The organism is Streptomyces sp. NPDC028910, assembly GCF_055564955.1.
The window spans coordinates 87,443-109,990 of sequence record NZ_JBVHVF010000023.1 but is presented as its reverse complement, the minus strand read 5'-3'; the positions used below and the strand labels follow the sequence as shown (position 1 = coordinate 109,990).

The window sequence follows — 22,548 nt, the reverse complement described above, 5'->3', positions numbered from 1 at the left end:
CTGTCCGGCCCGCCTTGCCCGTTGGAGTGCGGGCGATCGACCTTGAAGACGAGGCCCTCGCCGAGCTGGAGACGATCGTGGGCTTCGACGACGACCTGACCGGCGAGGCCACCCGGGGCGCCAACACACCACACCCAAACGGTCCCGGCCCGGCAGCGCTGACGCGTCGCCCCGGACCGCGCCGCCGTCAAGCTCGGGTCGGCCTCACCGACGGACACCTGCCGGATCAGCCACTTCTCCGTCTACCCGGGACGCGGCGCCTGAGCCGGGCCCGAACCCCCTGACGATCAGCCACCCGGCCAGCCCCAGCTCCCAGGCGAACACCGGGAGCGCGGCGGCCGCCCCCGCCACGGAGAGCTGCGTGTAGGCCCCGAACATCACGGCGACGGCCGAGGCACAGATCAGCGGCCCGCCGACCAGCCCGAGCACGGCGATGAAGCGCGGCACGAGCCGCGCGCGGTACGCCAGGTACGCAAGCAGAACGGTGTTCAGGCCGAGGGCGATGTTGGGCCCGAGCAGGAACGTCCAGTCGTGCACGGCCGCCAGCGCGACGTCGGCGCCGTCCGCCGCCCCGGCGTCCCGCCGCAGGGTGACGAGCGCCAGGACGGCGACGATCCCGAGGGCGATGACGGCCGCCTCCAGTAACCGCCCGAAGGCGTACCCGAGCGCGAGCCCCTCGCCGTGGCGCCGCAGGACGGGGAACAGCGCCGCCCCGGTACCGGCCACCGCCACCACCAGCACCACCTCGCAGAGCACCCCGATCAGCGCCCGCGTGTCGGCGCCCTGCGCGAGCCGGCCGTCCGCCGCGCCCAGCAGGGGGCGGTACAGGACCGCCCCGGCTATCGCGGCGGCCTCGGTCAGCAGGAACAGCGACCCGGCGGCCACCGCGGTTCTCCGGTCCGGACTCATCTTCTCGGCACCCCTCGCTCGTGGTGTACACCGTACACCTGGCAGGGAGCATAGGTGTACGGCGTACACTCGTCAAGGAGAGGGCGCTGTCGAGGAGGGAAGGGGCCCAACCGGAATGACCCGGCAGGAAGCCACGCACACGCAACGGATCCCCCTGAACAGGGACCGCGTCCTGCGCACGGCCGTCGCGCTCGCCGACGCCACCGGCATCGACGCGCTCAGCATGCGCAGGCTCGCGCAGGAGCTGGACGTCGTACCGATGGCCCTCTACAAGCACGTGGCCAACAAGGAGGAGCTGCTCGATGGCATGGCCGATGCCGTCGTCGGCGAGATCGACCCGCCGGCCGCGGGCCCCGACTGGCAGCGCGTGGTCCGCGGGCGGATCCTCTCGGCCCGACGTGTCCTGCTGCGCCACCCCTGGGCGGCCCGGGTCATCGAGTCGCGGACCGGACCCACCCCGGCCGTGCTGGCGTACCTGGACTCGATGGCCGGGAGCTTCCGGGACGGCGGCCTCTCCGCCGACCTCACGCACCACGTCATGCACGCGATGGGCAGCCGCCTGCTCGGCTTCAGCCAGGAACTGTTCGACACCTCGGGCCCCTCCGGCCCGCCGGACCCCGGGCTGGCGGCGCGCTACCCGCACATCGCGGAACTGGCCGCGACGGCCGCGCACGACGGGGGCTCCACGGTCGGTGGCGGCTGCGACGACCAGTTCGAATTCGAATTCGCCCTGGACCTCCTCCTGGACGGCTTCGAAAGCCTCCGCCGCCGGGGCTGGACGTCCGCGCGGAAGGCGTAGGCGCGGGCGGGGAGGGATCCAGCCGAGCCGGGTCAGTGGTTGCGCGCGGGCCCGCGTGCGCTCGGCGCCGTTCCCACGCGAATCCGGCAACACTCAGCTCCGGGGCCGCCCGACGATCCCGCAGAGCAGGTACGTCCCATGCGCGCGGCCACCCGTAACGCAGGTGTCCTCACCGGCCTGACCCTTGCGCTGGGTGGCGTGGCCCCGGCGAACCTTCCCGGTCACAGCACTAGGTACTCGGAAGGGGCGGTCTGAGTACGTGCGCCCATGCGGACGCTGCGGGTCGGGCGGTGCAATGGGGTCATGAACGCGACTCCACCCCTGACACCTCCGGCCGCGCGGCCCCTGGCCCCGCCGTGGTGGCTGGCCCCGGCCCTGTGCACCGTGGTGGCGGTACTGGGCGGTGCGTGGGGCTACCGCTCCTCCCCGATCGTCCACGGCACAGCGTGGCTCACCCTGCCGTACGCCGTTCCGCTGGCCCTGGTGGCGGCCTCCTGGCGATCGTCCCTCCGCCCGCACACCCGGACCCTCGGCCTGGCCCTCGGCGGGATCGGTGCCTTCGCCTCCCTGATCTGCGCGCACGTGACCACCGTGTTGCTCTATACGGTGGCCTTCGTGCTGTGGGCCTTCCAGGGCGGCGGCTGAGGCCTCCCCGACCGGACCGGACCGCGGGATCTGTCGTACGGGGCAGCGGCAGCCCCAAACGCGGGCCCTGGTGGGCTCACACGGGTGGTGATGTCGTGCCCCTCGGGGAGGTCCTTGTTCTTGTACCGGTGCGTGTCGTAGCGGGACGCGTTCCACACTGCGCCCTGCCGCACGACTGCGCCCCTGGGGTCCGTGACCTGCCACAGGGCGACAGCCGAGTAGCCGTCGGCCTCCTGGTCGACGACCTGGAACCAGTCGCCCGTCTTATGAAGCGGGCGATGGTCCGGTGGCTGTTGTCTCCGGTGTACCTGCATCGAGGGCACCGCCTGGGTCAGCCGCGAATATTGATTGCCGCCGCTGCCGAGGTTGCAGTTCGGGCCCGGGATGACGACCGCTTCCCTTGACCTCGACTCCGGCTACCCCTCCGCCGAGCTGATCGTGGGCGTGAAGAAGAGGGCTGGGGTGATCAGGGCGACGCCGAAGCGCTCGCCCCAAGCACGCCGGCGCCGGATGCGACCGCACCGCCTTCACCATTGACTGGGACGAGCGGCAGGCCACCTGCCCGCGCGGAAACACCGGCACCTGGCGGAGCCCCGCCAGCCAGCGCGGCACCAAGACGATCGTCTCGCTGCAACCCCCGCGATCGGCAAGAAGCTCTCGACCAGGCCCGAGACCAGCAGACCGACGAGCAGTGGCGCGCCAAGTACACCGCCGCCGCGCTGGTGTCGAGGGAACCATCCACCAGGCGTCGCGGTCACCGGCATGAGACGCCCGCTACCGCGGCCTGCGAAAGACCCACCTCGAGCACCTCTTCGCCGCTGTCGCGCTCACCTGATCCGCCTCGACGCCTGGTGGAGCGGGCATCCTTGGGACCGCATCCGCGTCAGCCACCGTCACACGGCATCATGCAGGCATGATCACCATTCATCTGAAGTACGAGGTCGACGCTGACAAGCTCGAGGATTTCGAAGAATACGGTCGCCGCTGGGTCCGGCTCGTCAACCGTTTCGGTGGGACGCACCACGGCTACTTCCTGCCGAGTGAGGGCGACAGCGACATCGCCTACGCCCTCTTCTCCTTTCCCAGCCTGGCCGCGTACGAGCAGTACCGCACGGACAGCATGTCGGACCCGGAGTGTCAGGAAGCGTTCGAACTTGCTCGTGAGACCCGCTGCATCAAGCGGTACGAGCGCCGCTTCCTCCGGCCGCTCGAGGGCCTGTCCTAGGGCGCCGGAAGGTGCGTGGTGCGACCCTGCCGCGCGGCTGTGCGCAGCGCTGCGATGACGGCCGTGGTCGTCGGGTTCGCGGTCTCGGTGTGACGCGTCGCGGCGAACAGCAGGCGCAGGATCGGGCGATCCTCGATCGGCGCCGTGCGGATTCCGGGTGTGCCCGGGTCGATGGCCGTTCGGGGGACGAGCGCGGTGGCGAGGCCGGCCCGTGCGAGGCTGAGCTGGGCGGCGGTGTCGGCGGTGATGTAGCGCGTCGTGGGTGTGAAGCCGGCCTGGTGGCAGGCGTGCAGGATGGCCTGTCCGCAGTCCGTGGTCGGCGGCGGCACGGCGAGGTCGTGCGTGGCGAGTTCCCGTAGGGCGACGGGCCGCTCGTCGGCTTCGCCGGCCGCGGTGACGACGAGCAGCGGATCGTCGAGCAGCGGCGAGACCTCGATGCCCCGCGGTGCGGTGTCGGGCAGGTGGTGATACCGCTGTCCCAGCACCACATCGACGGTGCCGAGGGTGAGTTCCCGCAGTTGTGCCTGGTCGGTGAAGAGGCAGGTCACGGTGAGCTGCGGGTGCTGTGAGCCCAGTGCGGTCAGCGCGGGGGCCACGATCCTGGCGACGGTCGACGGCAGCGCGGCCAGCGTCGCGGTGGCGCCGACCGTGCCCTTGACCGCCGCGAGGGCGCTCTCGGCTTCCTCCATGGCGGCGAGGATCCGGTCGGCGTGTTCGAGGAGCACCCGGCCCGCCTCGGTCAGTGCCACGGTTCGCCCGTCGGGGCGCAGCAGATCGATTCCCATGTCGTGCCGCAGCGCGGACAACTGCTGGGACACGGCACCGGCGGACAGCGCCAGTGACTGGGCGGCCGCCGCGATGGAGCCTCGGGCGGCGACGGTCTTGAGCATGTACAGACGGCGGATATCCAGCATGACTCGATAGATTACCTAAAGCGTCGCATGAGAAATCATCCCCTTGACCTATTGAGTCATGGTGAGCGACCTTCTCCGCATGGAGATCTTCGACTGCATCACCGCGGTTGCCCGGCCCATCCACGATTTCGGTGACGAGTTCATGTCCGATGAGGCGACCGCCGCCGTCGGTCTGCGTGCCGGGTTTCCCCCGGGGCGCGGCTTCTACTGCCGTGGACGGTTCGGGGTGCTCGGCGAGGCACCGGCCTCGGTGGTCCAAGCGGTACAGGGCTTCCTCGGCCCCCACCTGGTTACCGCGGGCTGGCGGGCGGGACGGTCCGTGATGCCGGCGGAGGAAGCCGCTGCCTGCTATGCACAGGCCGTCCGGACCTGGGGGCACGCCCACATCCCCGCCGGCGTCGACGTGGAGCACTTCAACCGCTTGGCACAGCATCTGATCGACGCCGCCGACGCCGACGCACTGCCTCTGTTTGCCGGCTGGCGCGCGCAACCCGGCCCCGGCAACGACCCGGTCGGTGCGGCCATGCAGCGCATACACGTCCTGCGGGAACACCGTGGCGCCTGCCATCTGGCGGCGGTACGCCTGTGCGGGCTGAGCGCCCGAGCGGCCATGATCATCAACCTCGGCGTCGAGCAGGCAACCCGCTACGGCTGGCAAGAGCCACATCCCGTTGCCACAACCCTGATCCCTCGATGGCAGCGGGCCGAGCAGCTCACCGATGAGCTGCAGGCGCCGCTCTACGCCACACTGACCGACCGGCAACGTACCGAGTTCGCCCAGCTCGTCAACGCGTTGACCGCCTCCCCGACCCCGTGACCGGACGTCGAGAACACCAACAAGTGCACGAGTCCCAGCCGGTCGTGACCACCGGAGCAGCAGACCAAAGACAGCGATCCGCTGCTTGAACTCGCGGTTGACGTAGGGCTGTCACGAAGCGTGATCCATTCCAGATACCGCAGGACGTTCTCCTAGCGGTCCGGGTGGCGCACCGCGGATCGAGGAGACCCGAGGAGACGGCGAGGTCGTACCAGTCCTCATGGAGCCGGTCGACCAGCCGTGGGGTGTCGTACCGGTGGGAGAAGCCGCCGGCCATGTCCTCGGCACGGTATCCGGCGACGAACGGCATCGTGCCGACCGGCACGGCGTCCGGGATCACCTCAAGGCCGGCCCGCCGCAGCGGCCGGTGCACCTTACCGGTCGCGTGCCTGGGTACCCATCGGTCACTGTTGTAGCAGGGTCAAAGCGCCAAGAAGCCCCCGGCCCGTCGTCTCCCCGTTCCCCGACCTCCCGGATCAGGCCGCCAAGCACCCCTCGGAGAGGGCTGTCACTCCGCCAGGGGAGCCGATTCAGGTCACTGCCGGAATGCCTGCTGAGCGTTCCGCTCGACAGGTCGAAGGGTGGTAGCGATGGACGCACCGGTGCCAGCGCTCAGCGAGGGGCCCGAGGACCCGTTCGCACTGCACAGCGCGGCCTCGGCGGTTCTGGACGACCATGGCAGGGTCGTCGGCTGGAGCGAGCGCGCACAGGCGATGCTCGGCTACCCGCCCCGGGAGGCGCTCGGCCGAGCGGCGGTCGACTTCCTCGTCGACGCCCGCGACCGCGAGGCGGTCGAGGACGCGGTGGCCGCATGCGAGGACGACCGGGGCTGGTACGGCGTCCTGCCCGTCCTGCACCGCGGTGGCCGGCGGGTGGAGCTGGGCATCCGCGCCCGCGCCGTCACCCGCGCCGACTCCAGCCACGAGTGGTTCCACGAGTGGTTCCTCGTCGCCGCGCCGGCCGAGGAGGTGGTCCGGTGGGAGACGGACCGGTCGGTCCTGGACGGCCTGTTCCGGCGCTCCCCGATCGGTCTGTCCGTCCACGCCCCCGACCTGAGCATCCTCCGGGTCAACCGGGCGGTGGCCCGGTTCGCGCAGCTTCCCGTGGCGGAAGTCCGGGGCCGTCGCACCGGCGACTTCCTGATCGGTCCCGACGTGGAGACCATCGAGAGGCGGCTGCGACGGGTGCTGGAGACGGGCGAGCCGCTGATCTTCACGGAGCAGCCCTGTCGCCTGAGGAGCGACCCCGGCCACGAGCGGGTGGTGTCCGTCTCGGCGTTCCGGATGGAGGACCCCTCCGGCGGGATCCTCGGAGTCACCCAATTGGTGGAGGACGTCACCGACCGATACCGGGCTCGCCGGCGGCTGTCCCTGCTCAGCCAGGCGAGCTTCCGCATCGGGACCACTCTGGACCTCACCCAGACCACCCGGGAACTGGCCGACATCGCCGTCCCCGACCTCGCCGACGCCGTCTCCGTCGACCTGCTCGAGCCGGTGGCGCGTGGCGAGGAACCCGCCGAGGAGACGATCGGAATCGTCCGCAGAATGGCCGTCCACTCGGTGATGGCACAAGCGCTGGAGGTGATGTTCCCCGCCGGAGACGTCTTCGCCTTCGACCCTCGGACCCCTCAGGCCCGGTGCCTCGCCGAGCGACAGCCCATCCTCGAAGCGGTGCTGACGAGCAGCCCCGGCTGGCACTTCCAGGATCCTGAGCGCGCGGAGCGCGCCCTCGCCCTGGGCGCTCACTCACTGATCGTCGTACCTCTGACCGCCCGCGGTCGGCTCCTCGGCCTGCTCAGCCTGTGGCGGGCCATGCGGCCCGAACCGTTCGAGGAGGACGACCTCACGCTCGCCGAGGAGTTCGCCGCGCGCGCCGCCGTCTGCATCGACAATGCCCGTCGCTACACCCAGCAGCACCGGGCGGCGCTGACCTTGCAGCGCAGCCTGCTGCCGCGCGAACTACCCGAACACAGCGCGGTCGAGGTCGCCCACCGCTACCTGCCGGCCGATCCCGCCACCGGCGTCGGCGGCGACTGGTTCGACGTCATCCCGCTCTCCGGGGCCCGGGTCGCCCTCGTCGTCGGCGATGTCGTCGGCCACGGACTGCACGCCGCGGCCACCATGGGCCGCTTGCGTACGGCAGTGCACACCCTGGCCGGCCTCGACTACGCGCCGGACGAGGTCCTCTCCCACCTGGACGACCTGGTCAACCGCCTGGCGGATGAGCAGGAGCCGGCCGCCGCAGGCTCGCAGGGCCAGCAGATCGTCGGCGCGACCTGCCTCTACGCGGTCTACGATCCCATCTCCCGGCGCTGCACCCTCGCCCGCGCGGGCCACCTGCCGCCCGCAGTGGTGACCCCCGACGGCCAGGTGAGCCTGCCCGACCTCCCCATGGGGCCGCCGCTGGGCCTGGGCGGACTGCCCTTCGAGTCCGCGGAACTGGAACTAGCCGAGGGCAGCCTGCTGGCGCTCTACACAGACGGACTCGTCGAGGCCCGTGGCCGGGACTTCGACGAGGGGCTGCGGCTGCTACGGGCAGCGCTGTCCCGGCCCGGCCGACCACTGGAGGAGACCTGCACGGCCGTACAGGACGCTCTGCTGCCCGAGCGCCCACGTGACGACGTCGCGCTGCTCCTCGCCCGCACCCGCGTGCTGGCACCGGAGAGGTTCGCCTCCTGGGAACTGCCCTCGGAGCCGGCCGCCGCCGCCCAGGCACGGGAACTGACGGTGGCCACCCTGACCAAGTGGGGCTTGGAGGACATGCTCTTCACCGCCGAACTGGTCGTCAGCGAGCTGGTCACCAACGCCTACCGGTACGGCGGCGGAACGCCGGTGACCCTGCGGCTCATCCTGGACCGCGGCCTGATCTGCGAGGTCTCCGACAGCAGTAGCACCGCCCCGCACCTGCGGCGGGCGCGCACCACCGACGAGGGCGGGCGCGGTCTCTTCCTGGTGGCCCAGCTCACCGAACGCTGGGGCACTCGCTACATGCGGGACAGCAAGACCGTCTGGACAGAGCTGCCCCTGCTCACCGCTCCGAGAGACGCTCCGCGGCTGCCCTAACCGGTCTACGGCTCCGGCCGGCCCGCCCCGGCCGTGGCTGCTCCGGCCGCCCCCGCCGCCCCCGCCGCCCGCAGGATCCGGGCGATGCCCTCGAAGCCCCGGCGGGCGGCGTGCTCGTACGGGGTCACCCCGTCGTGGTCGGCCAGTACGGGGTCGGCGCCCGCCGCGAGCAGCGTCGCGACGACCTCCTCGTGGCGCGGGCCGCCGTCGCCGAGGATCACCGCCTCCAGCAGGGCGGTCCAGCCGAGCCGGTTGACGTGGTCGACGTCGATGTCCGTCTCGTCGAGCACCGCGCGTACGTACGCCGTGTGCCCGCGCTCGGCGGCCGGGATGAGGGAGGTCCCGCCGAAGCGGTTGAGCTGCTTCAGGTCGGGACCTGCGGGCAGCAGCAGGCGCATCATCCGCACGCTGCCGGTGACGCCGGTGACCAGCCAGGGGCTGTCCTGCCGGGAGTCCGGGGCGTTCGGGTCGGCTCCGGCGGCGAACAACAGCTCGGCCACGGCCACGTGGTCGCCGAGCGCGGCGAGCAGCAGCGGCGTGCGCGACTGTTCGTCGCGGGCCGAGGTGGCCGCGCCGGCGGCGAGCGCCTGGCTCACCGCCGCCGCGTCGCCGCGGCGGGCCCCGTCGAGGAGCAGTCGGTCGTGCGCGTTCATGGTGTCCCTCTCGGCTCCCGGGCGGGGAGGGCCGCGTACGCCCTCCCGCTCCCCCGGTCCATCGTCGCCGTGGCCGGACCCCGGGCCGGTCCGACCGGTGGCCGCAGCCCACGGGCGGTTCGCAGGACCCCCGGGTCGACCGATCGGCCGATGCGGGCGCCGCGCGCTGACGGCCGGTGCGGGGCAGGGCCCGGTCAGGCCGGATCAGGCCGGATCAGGCGGGGTCAGGCCGGATCAGGCGGGGTCAGGCCTCGTACTCCGTGAGGTCGATGCTGTGCAGCTGAAGGAGGTGGCCGTACCTGGGGTCGGTGGTGTCACGCTCCAGCACCATGCCCAGCTTGCGGATCACGTTCTCGGAATCGTCGTTGCCCGCCCGGTTGATGGCGATGACGCGGTCCAGGCCGCGGTCCTGGAGGGCGAACTCCAAGGTGGCCTGGGCGGCCTCGGAGGCGTAGCCCTGGCCCCAGAACTGGCGGCCGAGCCGCCAGCTGATCTCGACGTCCGGCAGCGCCTCCGGCAGGTACTCGGGGACCGAGAGGCCGACGACGCCGATCAGCTCCCCGGAGCCCAGGAGCTCGACGGCGAAGAGCCCGAAGCCCTCCTCGTCCCACTCCTCCTCCCAGCGCTCGATGTCCTCGGCGGTCTGGTCCAGGTCGCGGGTGGAGCCGTCGCCGATCCAGCGCATCACCTCCGGGTCGGCGTTGATCTCCGACAGGGGGACGAGGTCGTCGTCGGTCCAGCGGCGGAGGAGGAGTCGGGGGGTACGGATCTCGGTCATGCCCCACATCCTGCCGAAAGTCGGCGGACCAGCGGTAATCGGCCATTGCGACCGCCTTCCGCATTCGTTGCCGTCACCGTGGGAAGGTTTCCGCGGCTCGCCCCGGGCCTGCGCGGTCCGGCGGGAACCACGACCGAGGAGTGTCCCTGCCATGCCCGTCGATCTCTCGGACGAGAGCCAGTACGACCGCACGCGCCTGCGGCAGTGGGCGCGCGGCCGCGCCCGCTCCGCCGGAGTGGACCGTCGTGACCTGCTCAAGCTGTTCGCGGCCGGCGCCGCCGCCGGCTCGTTGGGTCTGGCCGCCGGCGGTACCGCCTCGGCCTCCGCGGCGACCGGCCCATCCGTCGCCGCCGACACCCCCCGCACCGTGAAGCCGCTGCCGCCCGAGCTGTTCACCGTCCGCGGCACGAACGCGGAGACCAACTTCGCGGCCCTGCGCGGCACGGGCCCGCTCACCCCGGTCGACCGGTTCTTCGTGCGCAACCACACCTCAACCCCGCGCGTCGATGCCGGCGCATGGCGGCTGAGGGTGTGGGGCGACGGGCTCGCGGGCGGGCCGGTGGAGTTCTCGTACGAGCGGCTGCGGGCCCTGCAGGCGGTCGAGCGGACGCTGTTCATCGAGTGCGCGGGCAACGGCCGGAGCTTCTACGTCACGCAGCAGGGCCAGCCGGTCGCCGGCACCGCGTGGACCCTGGGCGCGGTCGGTGTCGCGCGCTGGCGCGGCGCGCGGCTGTCGGACGTCCTGCGGCTGGCGGGCGTGACCCGAGGCGCCGTCGACGTCCTGCCGCGCGGGCTGGACGACGAGGTGGTCGCGAACGGGGTGAACCTGGGCCGGGTGCGGCGCCCGCTGCCCGTCGCCAAGGCGCTGGACGACGTCCTGCTGGCCTACGAGATGAACGGGGAGCCGCTGCCGCCCGACCACGGCGGCCCGGTCCGGCTCGTCGTACCGGAGTGGACCGGCATCTCCTCGATCAAGTGGGTCGGGGACATCGAGGTGAGCGAGGAGCCGCTGTACTCGCCGTGGAACACCGACATGTACCGGATGTTCGGGCCCCAGTACCCGGTGGAAGGCGGTCCCGCGGTGACCCGCCAGACCCTCAAGAGCGCGTTCGAGCTGGAGCTGGGGGCCACCGTTCCCGTGCACCGGACCCGGCTGCTGACCGGCCGTTCCTGGTCGGGGTCGGCCACCGTCACCGGGGTGGAGGTCAGCACCGACGGCGGCCTCCACTGGCGGCGGGCCCGGCTGCACGACGCCCCGCGTCGGGGCAGCTGGGTGCGCTGGTCGCTGCCGTGGACCCCGCGGGTGACGGGTGCGACCTCGCTGCTGGCCCGGGCGACCGACGCCACCGGGCGGACGCAGCCCGAGACGTCGGTCCACAACACGCAGGGCTATCTCTTCGACGCGGTCGTGCGCCACCCGGTCACGGTGGTCTGAACAGCGACTCATGGGGCTCACGGGGTGTGGAAGCGGACCTCCGGCGCGTCGGAGGACGGGCCGTCCAGGAGGGGCTGGGGCCTGCCCTTGAGGTGCTGGTCGAAGAAGGCTCCGGCGTAGCGCCGGGTCAGTTCGACGGAGCGGGCGCCGGGCAGCGGGGCCTCGGGGTCGCTCAGGCCCAGCTGTTCGCCGATGGCCGGGAAGTCGGAGAAGCTGAAGTGGCCGGAGCCGGCGAAGGTGATCCAGCGCTTCCAGCCGTCGAGGCGCGGCCAGTCGCGGTCCCAGGTCGGATTGCCCCCGGGGCCCCGGTGCTGCGCGCCGAGCAGCATGAAGGGGCGCCCGCCGAGCCCGGTCCCGGGGACCGGCGTCGCGAGTCCGCCGTCCATGTTGATGCCGGCACGGACCCTCGGATCGGCCGCCATCGCGGCGGCGGCCGAGGCGCCGCCGATAGAGTGGCCCGCCATGGCGATGCGGCTCTGGTCGATGAGGCCTGCGTGCCGCCAGGCCGGGTCGCGTCCGGTGAGGCGGTCCAGGAGGAAGGACACGTCGCGGGCGCGGTTGTCGCTGACCGCCCCCATGCCCCCCGCTCCGGGGGCCTTCTCGCAGGCCAGGCACTCCAGCACGCGGCCGCCGGGGAAGGCGGTCCCCACGCTCTCGTACGCGTGGTCGACGGAGGCGACGACGTAGCCGCGCGAGGCCAGGTCCTCGGCGAGCGCGGTGAGGGTGGCGCGGTGGACGGTGAAGCCCGGGGAGAGGACGATCAGCGGATACCTGCCCGCCACGGGCCGGGCGCCGGACCGGGCATGGGTCGCGGCGCCGGCCAGGGTCTCGACCGGGATCGCCTGGTCCAGCTTCCGGTCGACCAGCAGCAGCCGGGCCTCCTCACGGGTGAGGTAGGGCGCCGTGCGGCCGGTGTCGCGGCGCGCCGGATAGCGCATGGTGACCATCAACTCCCGCGGACCGGACCCGGCCCAGGGGTCGGTGCGGCTGTGGTCGACCAGGTGCAGGTCTTCACGCCCGACCGGGAAACGGCCGGTGGGGCGCGGGAGTTCCACCTCCGCGCGGCGGCTCTCGGTCACGGCGGTCACGGACGGGGACTCGGCCGCGACCGAGGTGCCGGCGGCGGCGAGCGGGAGCGGAAGGATGAGCGCGAGTAAGGCGGCTGAGGCGGCTGCTCTGCGTCGGTACATGAAGACGACGCTATGGGAAGCGCCATGGCGGATCGTCATCTCACAGGAGGAGCCGGGAATCCGACCCGAGGAGGGTCCCGCCTCCCTCTCAGGTCGCGCTCCCCTCCGGGACGCTGATCGCGTCGAGCTTGCCCCGCAGGTACGCGTGCGAGTCGACGGGGTCGTGCACCACCCGGCCGACCGGGGCGGGCAGGGACTCCACCCGGGTGTGCGGGTCGCATTCGTAGAAGTAGACGAGTGAGATCAGTTCCTCGGCCGGGGTGTCGGCGGGCGGGGGCAGCACGCGGTGCCGGCCCGCGCGCCAGCGGTCGCCCGTCCAGCGGGCCATCAGGTCGCCGATGTTCACGGTGAGCGCCGCCGGGTCGTAGGGCGCGTCCTGCCAGCCGTCCGCGTCGGTGTGGATCTGGAGCCCGCCCGCGCCCGGCTCCCGGTCGAGGACCGTGACCGTGCCGAAGTCGGTGTGCGCCCCGATGCGGAACTGGCCGGGCAGCGGCGGGCCGACGACCTCGGTGCCCGGGTACCAGTTGAGGTTGAAGCCCCAGGTGGGGTGTGAGGTGTGGCGCGTGAAGTGGTCCTCGGCGAGTCCGAGCGCGGTGGCCAGGAGTTCCAGCAGTTCGTCGGAGAGGGCTCGCATGAGCCCCAGGTACTCGGTCACCAGCGGCCGCAGCGCCGGCACCTCGGCCGGCCAGGCGTTGGGCCGGAACCACTCGGCGTCCACGGAGGGGATACCGGTGGGGTCCTCCGCCGCGCAGGACCAGGACTCCTTGAGGTCGGGCGGCGAGGCGGCCCCCTCCGCGTAACTGTTCGCCTCGGCCCCGGGGCCGAGCCAGCCCCGGCCGCCGACCTTGACGGCGTACGGCTCTTTCACGGCGGCCGGCAGCCGGAAGAACTCGCGCGCCGCCTCCCGGATCCGCGCGGGCAGCGCGGGGTCCACACCGTGCCCGCTCACGAGCAGGAATCCGGCCGCGCGCAGGGCCTCGTCCACGCGGGCGGCCGTACGGGCCCGTGCCCGCGGTTCGGCGGACCGCCACGGTCCGAGATCGATCACGGGAACCTGGAAACCGACCATGGGAGACCTGCCTTCCGAGGCTGCGAGGGGGGCGTCCCTGGTGCGCCCGTGGGGCATCCGTGGGGCATCCGTGACCGAGGCTATCGCCACCCGCCACCGGGCGGGATCGATACGGAGCGTGCGTATCGGCCACTTTGTGTACGTACTCGCCGCCGTCGATCGCGAAGATCGTCGCGAAAAGTACCAGAATGAGACGGAGGGGCTCACGAGGGACGGAGCGAGCGGTGGAGATTTCGACGAGGGAGGTCTTCGGGGCACCGTGCTGGGTGAGCCTGATGGCCCGCGACCTCGAGACGACCCAGCGTTTCTACGGCGCGGTGGCAGGCTGGACCTTCAGACCGGCCCGCCTCGGCGACGCCTTTTCGGTGGCGGAACTGGACGGTGTCCCGGTGGCGGGTATCGGAGCGCTGGCCGGGGATCTGGGCGTCGCCGTGGCCTGGACCCCATACTTCGCCGTCGACGACGCCGATGTGGCGGTGGACCGCATCCGGGAGCGGACCGGCACGATCGCGGTCGGTCCGGTCTCCTTCGAATCCGGCGGTCGCGGGGCGCTCGTCGCCGACCCCGACGGTGCGGTCTTCGGGATCTGGGAGGGCGACGTGGCCGCGGACTGGCGGGTGGGCAAGGGGCCGGCGCCGGCCTGGCTGGAACTGCGCACCAGGAACGCGCTCGACGCGGCGATGTTCTACGGCGCGGTGCTGGAGTGGGCCACCGGCCGCCCCGGCTGCTGCGAGGTCGCGTACGAGGAGGACCAGGTCGTCCTGCGGCAGGACGGCGAGCCCGTCGCCCGCCTCAACAGCGGCCCGGTCGAGATCGCGTCCTACTCACCGCACACCCGGCCCCGCTGGCACGTCCACTTCCGCGTGCCGGAGCTCCAGCCGGCGGTCGAGGCCGCGGTCGCGCTCGGCGGGCGCACCGTTTCGGACATCACCTCGAACGCCGAGGAGCGGTGGGTGACGCTCCGCGACCCGGACGGGGCCCTGTTCACCCTCACCACCGCCCTCGGAGCGGACACGGGCACGGACAGGGACAGGGACAGGGACACGGGCACGGACAGGGACTGAGCCCGGGGCGGGTCAGCCCAGCGCGGCCAGGACCCGGTCCGGCGTGAGGGGCAGTTCGCGCAGACGGTGCCCGGTGGCGTGGCAGACGGCGTTGCCGATGGCGGCGGCCACCCCCACGATGCCGATCTCGCCGATGCCCTTGCCGCCCACCGGGTTCAGGTGTTCGTCGTGCTCCTCGATCCAGTGCGCCTCGACCTCGAGCACGTCGGCGTGCGCGGGCAGGTGGTAGGCGGCCAGGTCGCTCTCCGCGAAGTCTCCGTAGGCCGGATCGACGGAGCTGTGCTCCGTCAGTGCCATGCCGAGGCCCATGATCATGCCGCCGACGAACTGTGACCGGGCCGTCTTCGGGTTCAGGATGCGCCCGGCCGCGTACACGCCGAGCAGGCGGCGTACGCGGACCTCGCCCGTGACCGTGTCGACCTGTGCCTCGGCGAAGTGCGCGCCGAAGGCGTGCCGGGCGTACGGGGACCTCTGCTGGGCCGACCGTGTGGTGTCGGCGGACGCGGACAGCCCCTCGGGCGGCAGCGGCCCCTCGTGGCCGGCCAGGACGCCGGCCAGGGCGGTGCAGGCCTCGTGGACCGCCCAGCCCCAGGAGGCGGTGCCCGAGGAGCCGCCGGCGAGGGGGGCGGCGGGCAGGCCGGTGTGGCCGATGGTCACCGTCACGGACGCGAGCGGCACGCCCAGCGCGTCGGCGGCCACCTGGGCGAGGACGGTACGGGCGCCGGTGCCGAGGTCGGTGGCGTCGAGCTCGACGAGGTGGCTGCCGTCGGGCCGGGCGTGGGCCCGGGCGGTGGAGGGCACGGTCCAGACGGGGTAGGTGGCGGCGGCCACGCCCACGCCGCGGAGCAAGGGCCCGTCACGGCGCGGCGTGCGCAGGGCGGCCCAGCCGAACCGGTCCGCGCCCTCGCGCAGGCATTCCACGAGGTGGCGGCTGCTGAAGGGGCGGCCGCTGTCCGGTTCGCTCGTGGGCTCGTTGCGGATCCGCAACTCGATGGGGTCCATGCCGAGCGCGTCGGCCAGTTCGTCCATGGCCGATTCCAGGGCGTACATGCCGGGGGTCTCCCCGGGGGCGCGCATCCAGGAGGGGGTGGGCACGTCGAGGGCGACGACGCGGTGGGTGGTGCGGCTGTCGGGCACGGCGTACATGACCCGGCCCGGTACGGCCGCCGATTCGACGAACTCCGTGACGCGGGAGGTGTGGGTGGTGACGGTGTGCGTGTAGGCGGTGAGGGTGCCGTCGCGGCGCGCGCCCAGCGCGATCCGCTGCAGGGTGGGCGCCCGGTGCCCGACCGTGCTGGGCATGTGGCGCCGGGGCAGGACCAGCTTGACGGGGCGTCCGGTGTGCCGGGCGGCCATGACCGCCAGGACGACGTGGGGGCGCGGGGTGCCCTTGCAGCCGAAGCCGCCGCCGACGTGTTCGGAGACGACGGTGACGTGGTCCTCGGGCAGGTGGAAGAGGGAGGCCAGGACCGTCCGGACGGTTCCCGCGCCTTGGCTGGAGTCGTACACGGTCAGCCGGCCCTGCGCGGAGTCCCAGACGGCGGTGGCCGCGTGCGGCTCCATGGGGTGGTTGTGCAGGGGCGGCACGGTGTAGGCGCAGTCGATCCGCACGGGGGCGGCGGCGAGCGCCGCGTCCGGGTCGCCGCGCTCCCGGTGGCCGGGGAACCCGTTGGCCTCCTCCGGTGTGTGGGCGCCGGGGTGGTCTTCGCGCAGGACCGAGTCGTGCGGTTCGGTCGCGTACTCGACCCGTACCGCTTCGGCGGCGGCGCGCGCGCCCTCCGGGGTGTCGGCGATCGCCAGGGCCACGTACCAGCCGCGGTGCGGGACGGCGGTGTCCTGGAGCACCTGGAGGGTGGCGTCGTCCGACGGACCCAGGCGCGGTGCGTCGTACGGAGTGAGGACGCCCAGTACGCCGGGCAGTTCCAGGGCGGCGGAGGTCACCACGGCGGTGACGCGGCCGCGCGGTACGGCGGCGGGGACGGGCCAGGCGTAGGCGCAGCCGGGCGGGGTGTGGTCGGCGGCGTAGCGTGCGGCGCCCGTGAGCTTGTCCGGGCCCTCCGCGCGGACGGTGGGGGTACCGAGTGCGGGGTGCGGGGGCATGGGCTGCTCCTCTACGGGGGTGCGGCGGATCTCTACGGGGTCCGGCGGGCGAGTGCGCCGAGCGCGTCGCAGGCGAGGTTGCGGGCGAGCACGACCTTGTAGGCGTTGTCGCGCAGGGGCCGGGCCTGGGCCAGCTCCGCCTCGACCGCCTGCCGGAAGGAGTCGGGCGTCGGCGCGGCCCCGGTCAGCGCACGTTCGGCCGTGGTGGCCCGCCAGGGCCGGTGGGCGAGCCCGCCGAAGGCGAGGGCGACCCGCCGTACGAGGCCCGCGTCGGCATCGACGTCGAGGACCACGGCGACCGAGGCCAGGGCGAAGGCGTACGAGGCCCGGTCGCGGGCCTTTCGGTACAGGGAGACGGCGCCGGGGGCGGCGGCGGGCACGAGCACCGCGGTGACGATCTCGCCGCCGCGGAGGACGGTGTCCTGCTCGGGCCGGTCGCCTGGCAGGCGGTGGAAGGCGGTGGCCGCGACGGTCCGGGTGCCCTCGGGGCCGTACAGCTCGACGTCGGCGTCGAGCGCCGCGAGGGCCACGGCCAGGTCCGAGGGGTGGGTGGCGATGCAGTGCGGCGAGTGCCCGAGCACGGCGTGATCGCGGTGGATGCCGTCCCGGGCGGCGCAGCCGGTGCCCGGCTCGCGCTTGTTGCAGGCCTTGGTGACGTCCTGGAAGTACGAACAGCGGGTGCGCTGGAGGAGGTTGCCGCCGGTGGTGGCGATGTTGCGCAGCTGGGCCGACGCCCCGGCGAGCAGGGCCTGGGCGAGGGCGGGGTGACGGGCGCGTACGAGGGGGTGCGCGGCCACGTCGCTGTGGCGGGCCGTGGCTCCGATGCGCAGTGCGCCGCCGGGGAGCTCCTCGATGGCGTCGAGCGGGAGCCGGGAGACGTCGACGAGCGTGCCGGGGGTCTCGACGCCGAGTTTCATGAGGTCCACGAGGTTGGTGCCGCCGCCGAGATAGCGGGAGTCGGGGTGGGCGGCGTAGGCCTCGGTCGCCTCCTGGAGGCTGGTGGGCCGGACGTAGCCGAAGGGCTTCATGCGACCACGCTCGCCGGGTCCGCCGGGTCCGCCGGGTCCGGCGGACCCGCTGCGGCCGACACGTCCACCACTGCTTGGAGGATGGACGGGTAGGCGCCGCACCGGCAGAGGTTGCCGCTGAGCCGTTCCCTGATCTCCTCCGCGGTCAGCGGTACCGGGCCGGGCTCGGCGAGGGCTTCGGCGGGGGTGACGGCCGAGGGATGACCGGCCACGGCTTCCGCGACGGCTCCGACGGCGGAGCAGAGCTGGCCGGATGTGCAGAAGCCGCACTGGAAGGCGTCCCGTTCGAGGAAGGCCCGCTGGAGCGGATGCGGGCCGCCGCCCGGCACGGTGGCGGCGAGGCCCTCCACCGTGGTGACCTCCGCGCCGTCCTGGGCGACCGCGAGCAGCAGGCAGCTGTTGGCCCGCCGCCCGTCGAGGAACACGGTGCAGGCGCCGCACTGGCCGTGGTCGCAGCCCTTCTTCGCACCGGTGAGGTCCAGGTGGTCCCGGAGGGCGTCGAGGAGGGTGACACGGTGGTCCAGCCGCAGTGCGCGGTCCGCGCCGTTGACGCGGAGCGTGATGGGGGTGCGGGTGCGGGTGTCGGCGGCGGTGTCCTGTGCGGGATCGTTTCGGCTCACCCCCACAGGTTCTCCGAACGTCCGCGCTCCGGCATCCGCGGACGGCCATTCGCGGACGGCCGTGCGCAGTGGCCATCCGCCGGGGTCATCCGCCGAGGTCATCCGCCAAGGTCATCCGCCGCGGCCATGAGCGGAGGTCATCCGCCGGGGCCATCCGCGCAAGTCATCCCCGGCGGATCACACTCGGTGACGGTTCGAGATGCGGCGGAGCGGCAGTGCTGGTTCGCTGAATCCGCCCGCTCTCCCCCAAGATCCAAGGAGTGATCATGAGCGTTTCAGGCGAGTCCCGCGGTCGGTCCCAGCAGATGCGCGCGAAGGCGCAGGAGCTGCAGGACGCGGCCGAGCGTTCCACCGATCCGGAGGAGCGCACCCGGCTGCAGGAGAAGGCCCGCCGTCTCCGGGAGCAGAGCGAGGCGGAGAGGGGCATGGACGACAAGGGCATGGACCCCATGTAGCGCTCCTCTCCCCCGTACACCGGCCGGTGGCCGCCGCGATCCCCCGTCGCCGCGGACACCGGCCGGTGCGGTCTCGGGCCGGATGAGGAACGGCTACCGCACGCGCGGGATGTGCTGCGTGACGCAGTGGACGCCGCCACCACCCCAGGCCAGGGTGCGCGCCGTCCTGCCGACCACCTCCCGGTCCGGGAAGAGCGACCGGAACTGGGCGAGGGCCGCGGCGTCCGCCGGTTCGCCGGCGAGGGGCACGACGACGCTGCCGGCGGTCAGGTAGTAGTTCGTGTAGCTGAAGGTCTCCACCGTCAGCCCCTGGTGGCGGAAGTGCGGCTGGTGCTGCAGCTCCACCACCTGGAAGGGCCGGCCGCAGGCATCGGTCGCGGCATCGAGAACCGCCTTGTTCGCGGCCATCCGGGCGTGGTTGGGGGCGGCGGGATCGGGCTGGGTGTGGAGCAGGATCCTGCCGGGGCCGAGGTAGGCGGCGACGAGGTCGACGTGTCCGTTGGTGATGTCGTCGCCGTGGAGTCCGTACGGCAGCCACACGACCTTGCTCGCTCCGTACGAGGCGAGCAGCGCGGCCTCGATCTGACCGCGGCTCATGCCGGGGTTGCGGTTGGGGTGGAGCAGGCATTCCTCGGTGGTGACGAGGGTGCCCTGTCCGTCGGTGATGACGGCGCCGCCTTCCAGGACCATGGAGACCGGCTGGCGGGTGTCGCCCAGGTGCGCGCACACGCCGACGGGGAGGAGGTCGTCCTTGTCGTACGGGTACTTCCCACCCCACCCGTTGAACCCGAAGTCGAGGCCGGCCCGCTGCGTCCTTCCGGCGTTCACCACGAAGACGGGTCCGGTGTCCCGGGTCCAGCAGTCGTTGACCGGGTACTCGATGACGGTCACCGCGCTGCCGCACTGGTCCCGCGCCTCCTGCGCGGTGCCCGGCGAGGCGACCATGATCACCGGCTCGAAACGGGCGATCTCCCGGGCGATGCCGGCCGTCTCGGCCTGGACGTCGGCGAGGAGTCCGCCCCACCCGATCGTCCTGTCCCAGGGCCAGGCCATCACGCACCCGGCGTGCGGCTCCCATTCGGCCGGGGCGTGGAGCGGGTCCGCGCCCTCGGAGGCGAAGGCCGGCCGGCCGAGCAGCGGAAGCCCGGCGGCGGAGAGGGCCACAGCCGTGAGGGCGGCCGTGCCGAAGCCGCGGCGCGTCATGCGGGGGCGGCGCATTGGTGTCAGGTCCATGCCATTACTCCTTCAGTGCGATGCGGATGCCGAATCAAAGGGGGGCGGGGTGAGCGTCGGGCTCAGAGCCGGTCGGCGGCGAGCACGCCTTCGTCCCCTCCCGCGCTCTCCTCACGCGCCTGCGGCTGCGCTTGCGCATGCGGCTGCGACTGCGACTGCGCGTGGGCTGCCCGCAGCGTGCGCTGCGGCTTCTTGACCAGCAGGTAGACCAGCCCTGCGGTGATCACCGCGCCGGTGCCCAGGAGGCCGGCCCACACCTGGTACCAGGGGGCTCCCGGCGGGGCGAGGATGGCCCGCGGCCAGCACACGTTGACGACTTCGAAGGCCGTCCAGAGCACGGCCAGCACATTGAGGAACGTGCCCTTGCGCCCCAGCCGGATATGACCGGAGGGGACCCAGGACCCGCGCAGGCGGGCGATCAGCGCGGCCAGGCTGACGAGGAAGAACGGCAGGAAGGTGGCCGCGGTGCCGAAGGCGATCAGACTGCCGATGGCCGTGGCGTTCAGACCGAGCAGCAGGCCGGTACAGCTGACGAGCGTGGAGGCGATCAGTCCGCCGATGGGGGCCTGGCGCCGGTTGACCTTGCGCACCTGCCGGGAGAAGGGGAACACGCCGTCGCGCGCCAGCGAGTACACCCCGCGGGCGGCGCCGCCCTGCGAGGCCATGGCGCAGGCCAGGAATCCGACCAGGACCACGGCCACGAACGGCTTGTCGGACCACGAGCCGAACGCGGTGATGACGGCGGTGGTCACCGGGTCGAGGTCCTCGCCCGCGACGACGGCCTGGGGTGAGGGGTGGGCGAGGGCGACCGCGATCGCGTTGAGGATGACCACCAGGCCGACGCTGAGCAGCGCCCACCACATGGCGCGTGGCACCCGGCGGCCGGCGTCCTTGGTCTCCTCGGCGGTCGAGACGCAGGCGTCGAATCCGATGAACCCCCAGCCGGCGACGGCCAGGACGGCGAGGAACGCCATCGCGGTCGATCCCCCGGACAGTTCCTCGGCGCCGAGGGTCTCGGTGAACAGCGCGAATCCGTGCTCGCGGAAGAAGAGCAGCAGCGCGAAGCCGACCAGTACGGAGGCGACGGCCTCGGCGGCGATGCCCAGCGAGACGAACCAGCTCAGCATCCGGATGCCGTAGGCGTTGACCAGCATGCAGGCCAGCAGGATCCCGGCCGCCACCGCGACCATCGAGCCCGGCGAAGGGGTGGCGCCGACGAGGGCGAAGACCCAGGGCGCCGCCAGGTACGCGACGGTGGTGTTGCCGAACATGACGGCGAACTGCCACACCCAGCCGCTCATCCAGCCGAAGGACGGGCCGAGCAGGCGCCGGCCCCACTGGTAGGGGCCGCCGGCCAGGGGCCACTGCGAGGCCAGCTCGGAGTAGACGTTCACCACCAGGCACTGGCCGAGCAGCACGATCGGCAGCGCCCATACCCATGCGGGCCCCGCGATCATCGTGCCGACCATGGAGACCGCGTACAGCGCGACGACGGGCGAGACGACGGCGAAGCCCATGGCGATGTTCCCGAGGATGCCGAGGCTGCGGTTCAGCTCCTGGGTGTAACCCAGATCGGTCAGGCGGGCCGCGTCCGCGTCCCGTACTGCGCCCGTATCGGGGACGGCGGGGGGAAGGTCTGGCATGGGCACCTCTCACGGCGGGGAACGCGCCGGGGCAGCCGACACGTCCCGGAGCTAAACCTAACGTTGTTAGGTTGCGGGGATTGCGGGGACCTTAACCCGGCTCGAACCCCTTGGGAAGCCCCTCCCTACGGGTAACCTGGCGGCCGATGACGAGGGGGATCACACCGTGGGCCGACCGAACCAGCCGCTGCTCAGCCGCGGGATCATCGCGCGCGCGGCCCTCGAACTCCTCGACGAGGAGGGGCCCCAGGCCCTGAAGATGCGCACGCTCGCCGACCGCCTCGGGGTCAAAGGGGCATCCCTCTATCACCACGTCGCGTCCAAGGAGGACGTCCTCGACGCGGTCTCGGAACTGATCAACGAGGAGATCGATCTGAGCCCGCTCGACGAGCCGGACTGGCGGGAGGGCATCGCCGCGTACGCGCGCGGCTACCGCCGCGTCTACCTGCGCCACCCCAACGCGATCGCGCCAGCGGCCCGGCGCCGGGTCGAGGCGGACCGGGCCCTGCGCGGCTACGACGCGCTGCTCGCCGCCCTGGTCCGGGCGGGCTGCACCCCGGCGCGCGCAGCCGAGGCCGCCGCCGCCATCGACTACCTGGTCCTGGGCTCCGCGCTGGAGACCTTCACCGCGGGATTCACCCGCCCCGCCGAGGACTACCGACCGGACTACCCCGCTCTCGCCGAGTCCCTCACCCGGGCCGCTGCCACCGGCGACGGCCTCGCCGCGCTCGACGACCGGGGCTTCGAGCTGGGACTCGGCCTCGTCCTCGACGGCCTCGCCGCGCAGCGGCCCGCCGGACAGCGGCCCGCCGGGCATGCGGGGGCCGCGCCCGGGTAACCGCGTGGGGGAGACGTCCGGCACGCGTTCCGGCGCGTACGAGTCCTGGAGCCGCGCCGGCCAGAGCGGAA

General features: G+C 72.9%; 20 protein-coding genes. 9 read left to right on the top strand and 11 right to left on the bottom strand.

The features are described from left to right. Positions 1-204: 204 nt before the first annotated feature. Positions 205-909 (bottom strand): DUF4386 domain-containing protein, encoded by a 705-nt coding sequence (locus ACZ4TV_RS25545; RefSeq protein ID WP_468137208.1) that lies wholly within the window; start codon positions 907-909, stop codon positions 205-207. A gap of 115 nt (positions 910-1,024) precedes the next feature. Here ACZ4TV_RS25545 and ACZ4TV_RS25540 point away from each other — a divergent pair, with 115 nt between their 5' ends. From ACZ4TV_RS25540 to ACZ4TV_RS25530, 3 genes are all read left to right on the top strand, one after another. Next, positions 1,025-1,708 (top strand): TetR/AcrR family transcriptional regulator C-terminal domain-containing protein, encoded by a 684-nt coding sequence (locus ACZ4TV_RS25540; protein ID WP_468137207.1) that lies wholly within the window; start codon positions 1,025-1,027, stop codon positions 1,706-1,708. Between the two features lie 303 nt (positions 1,709-2,011). Continuing rightward, positions 2,012-2,353, top strand: a complete 342-nt coding sequence (locus ACZ4TV_RS25535) for a hypothetical protein (RefSeq protein WP_468137206.1) — start codon at positions 2,012-2,014, stop codon at positions 2,351-2,353. A 913-nt stretch (positions 2,354-3,266) separates the two neighbouring features. Then, a complete protein-coding gene (locus ACZ4TV_RS25530) occupies positions 3,267-3,578 on the top strand; it encodes an NIPSNAP family protein (RefSeq protein ID WP_468137205.1) in 312 nt (103 codons plus the stop codon). On the opposite strand, the gene ACZ4TV_RS25525 is transcribed toward ACZ4TV_RS25530, so the two are convergent. Beyond that, on the bottom strand, positions 3,575-4,492 hold the full coding sequence (locus ACZ4TV_RS25525) for a LysR substrate-binding domain-containing protein (protein WP_468137204.1): 918 nt from the start codon (positions 4,490-4,492) through the stop codon (positions 3,575-3,577). The two genes, ACZ4TV_RS25530 and ACZ4TV_RS25525, sit on opposite strands and share 4 nt — an antisense overlap. Positions 4,493-4,571: 79 nt before the next feature. Between ACZ4TV_RS25525 and ACZ4TV_RS25520 the strand changes: the two genes are divergently transcribed. Together ACZ4TV_RS25520 and ACZ4TV_RS25515 are read left to right on the top strand one after the other, a co-directional pair. Further along, positions 4,572-5,309 carry an SCO6745 family protein gene (locus tag ACZ4TV_RS25520; RefSeq protein WP_468137202.1) on the top strand — a complete coding sequence of 246 codons (738 nt, stop codon included), beginning with the start codon at positions 4,572-4,574 and terminating at the stop codon, positions 5,307-5,309. A 590-nt stretch (positions 5,310-5,899) separates the two neighbouring features. After that, the gene (locus tag ACZ4TV_RS25515; protein ID WP_468137201.1) at positions 5,900-8,371 is read left to right on the top strand and encodes a SpoIIE family protein phosphatase; all 2,472 of its coding nucleotides are present in this window, start codon (positions 5,900-5,902) and stop codon (positions 8,369-8,371) included. Between the two features lie 5 nt (positions 8,372-8,376). Here ACZ4TV_RS25515 and ACZ4TV_RS25510 read toward each other — a convergent pair whose 3' ends face one another. Further along, positions 8,377-9,024, bottom strand: coding sequence for an ankyrin repeat domain-containing protein (locus ACZ4TV_RS25510; protein ID WP_468137200.1), 648 nt, complete (start codon positions 9,022-9,024; stop codon positions 8,377-8,379). 244 nt (positions 9,025-9,268) lie between these two features. Then, complete coding sequence (locus tag ACZ4TV_RS25505; RefSeq protein WP_468137199.1) at positions 9,269-9,802, bottom strand: GNAT family N-acetyltransferase; 534 nt, start codon at positions 9,800-9,802, stop codon at positions 9,269-9,271. Positions 9,803-9,953: 151 nt separating this feature from the next. Between ACZ4TV_RS25505 and ACZ4TV_RS25500 the strand changes: the two genes are divergently transcribed. Beyond that, complete coding sequence (locus ACZ4TV_RS25500; RefSeq protein WP_468137198.1) at positions 9,954-11,237, top strand: sulfite oxidase; 1,284 nt, start codon at positions 9,954-9,956, stop codon at positions 11,235-11,237. 17 nt (positions 11,238-11,254) lie between these two features. On the opposite strand, the gene ACZ4TV_RS25495 is transcribed toward ACZ4TV_RS25500, so the two are convergent. After that, entirely contained in the window at positions 11,255-12,427 is a 1,173-nt protein-coding gene (locus ACZ4TV_RS25495) for an alpha/beta hydrolase family protein (RefSeq protein ID WP_468137197.1), read from the bottom strand. Between the two features lie 88 nt (positions 12,428-12,515). Continuing rightward, positions 12,516-13,496: an isopenicillin N synthase family dioxygenase gene (locus ACZ4TV_RS25490; RefSeq protein ID WP_468137196.1), complete on the bottom strand. Its 981-nt coding sequence runs from the start codon at positions 13,494-13,496 to the stop codon at positions 12,516-12,518. 275 nt (positions 13,497-13,771) lie between these two features. Between ACZ4TV_RS25490 and ACZ4TV_RS25485 the strand changes: the two genes are divergently transcribed. After that, the gene (locus ACZ4TV_RS25485) at positions 13,772-14,560 is read left to right on the top strand and encodes a VOC family protein (protein ID WP_468137195.1); all 789 of its coding nucleotides are present in this window, start codon (positions 13,772-13,774) and stop codon (positions 14,558-14,560) included. A gap of 12 nt (positions 14,561-14,572) precedes the next feature. On the opposite strand, the gene ACZ4TV_RS25480 is transcribed toward ACZ4TV_RS25485, so the two are convergent. From ACZ4TV_RS25480 to ACZ4TV_RS25470, 3 genes are read right to left on the bottom strand one after another with little or no spacing between them, the layout of a single operon-like run. After that, a complete protein-coding gene (locus tag ACZ4TV_RS25480) occupies positions 14,573-16,660 on the bottom strand; it encodes a xanthine dehydrogenase family protein molybdopterin-binding subunit (protein WP_468137194.1) in 2,088 nt (695 codons plus the stop codon). Between the two features lie 32 nt (positions 16,661-16,692). Continuing rightward, positions 16,693-17,688 carry an FAD binding domain-containing protein gene (locus tag ACZ4TV_RS25475; RefSeq protein ID WP_468137193.1) on the bottom strand — a complete coding sequence of 332 codons (996 nt, stop codon included), beginning with the start codon at positions 17,686-17,688 and terminating at the stop codon, positions 16,693-16,695. Further along, the gene (locus ACZ4TV_RS25470) at positions 17,685-18,308 is read right to left on the bottom strand and encodes a (2Fe-2S)-binding protein (RefSeq protein ID WP_468137191.1); all 624 of its coding nucleotides are present in this window, start codon (positions 18,306-18,308) and stop codon (positions 17,685-17,687) included. The genes ACZ4TV_RS25475 and ACZ4TV_RS25470 overlap by 4 nt, the downstream gene beginning before the upstream one ends. A gap of 266 nt (positions 18,309-18,574) precedes the next feature. Here ACZ4TV_RS25470 and ACZ4TV_RS25465 point away from each other — a divergent pair, with 266 nt between their 5' ends. Beyond that, positions 18,575-18,763 (top strand): DUF6381 family protein, encoded by a 189-nt coding sequence (locus ACZ4TV_RS25465; RefSeq protein ID WP_468137190.1) that lies wholly within the window; start codon positions 18,575-18,577, stop codon positions 18,761-18,763. Positions 18,764-18,856: 93 nt separating this feature from the next. Here the strand turns inward: ACZ4TV_RS25465 and ACZ4TV_RS25460 are convergent, their stop codons facing one another. Continuing rightward, a complete protein-coding gene (locus ACZ4TV_RS25460) occupies positions 18,857-19,996 on the bottom strand; it encodes an agmatine deiminase family protein (RefSeq protein ID WP_468137189.1) in 1,140 nt (379 codons plus the stop codon). A 62-nt stretch (positions 19,997-20,058) separates the two neighbouring features. Further along, complete coding sequence (locus ACZ4TV_RS25455; RefSeq protein ID WP_468137188.1) at positions 20,059-21,639, bottom strand: APC family permease; 1,581 nt, start codon at positions 21,637-21,639, stop codon at positions 20,059-20,061. A 166-nt stretch (positions 21,640-21,805) separates the two neighbouring features. On the opposite strand from ACZ4TV_RS25455, the gene ACZ4TV_RS25450 reads away from it, so the two are divergent. After that, complete coding sequence (locus ACZ4TV_RS25450) at positions 21,806-22,477, top strand: TetR/AcrR family transcriptional regulator (protein WP_468137187.1); 672 nt, start codon at positions 21,806-21,808, stop codon at positions 22,475-22,477. The last annotated feature ends 71 nt before the right edge of the window (positions 22,478-22,548 follow it).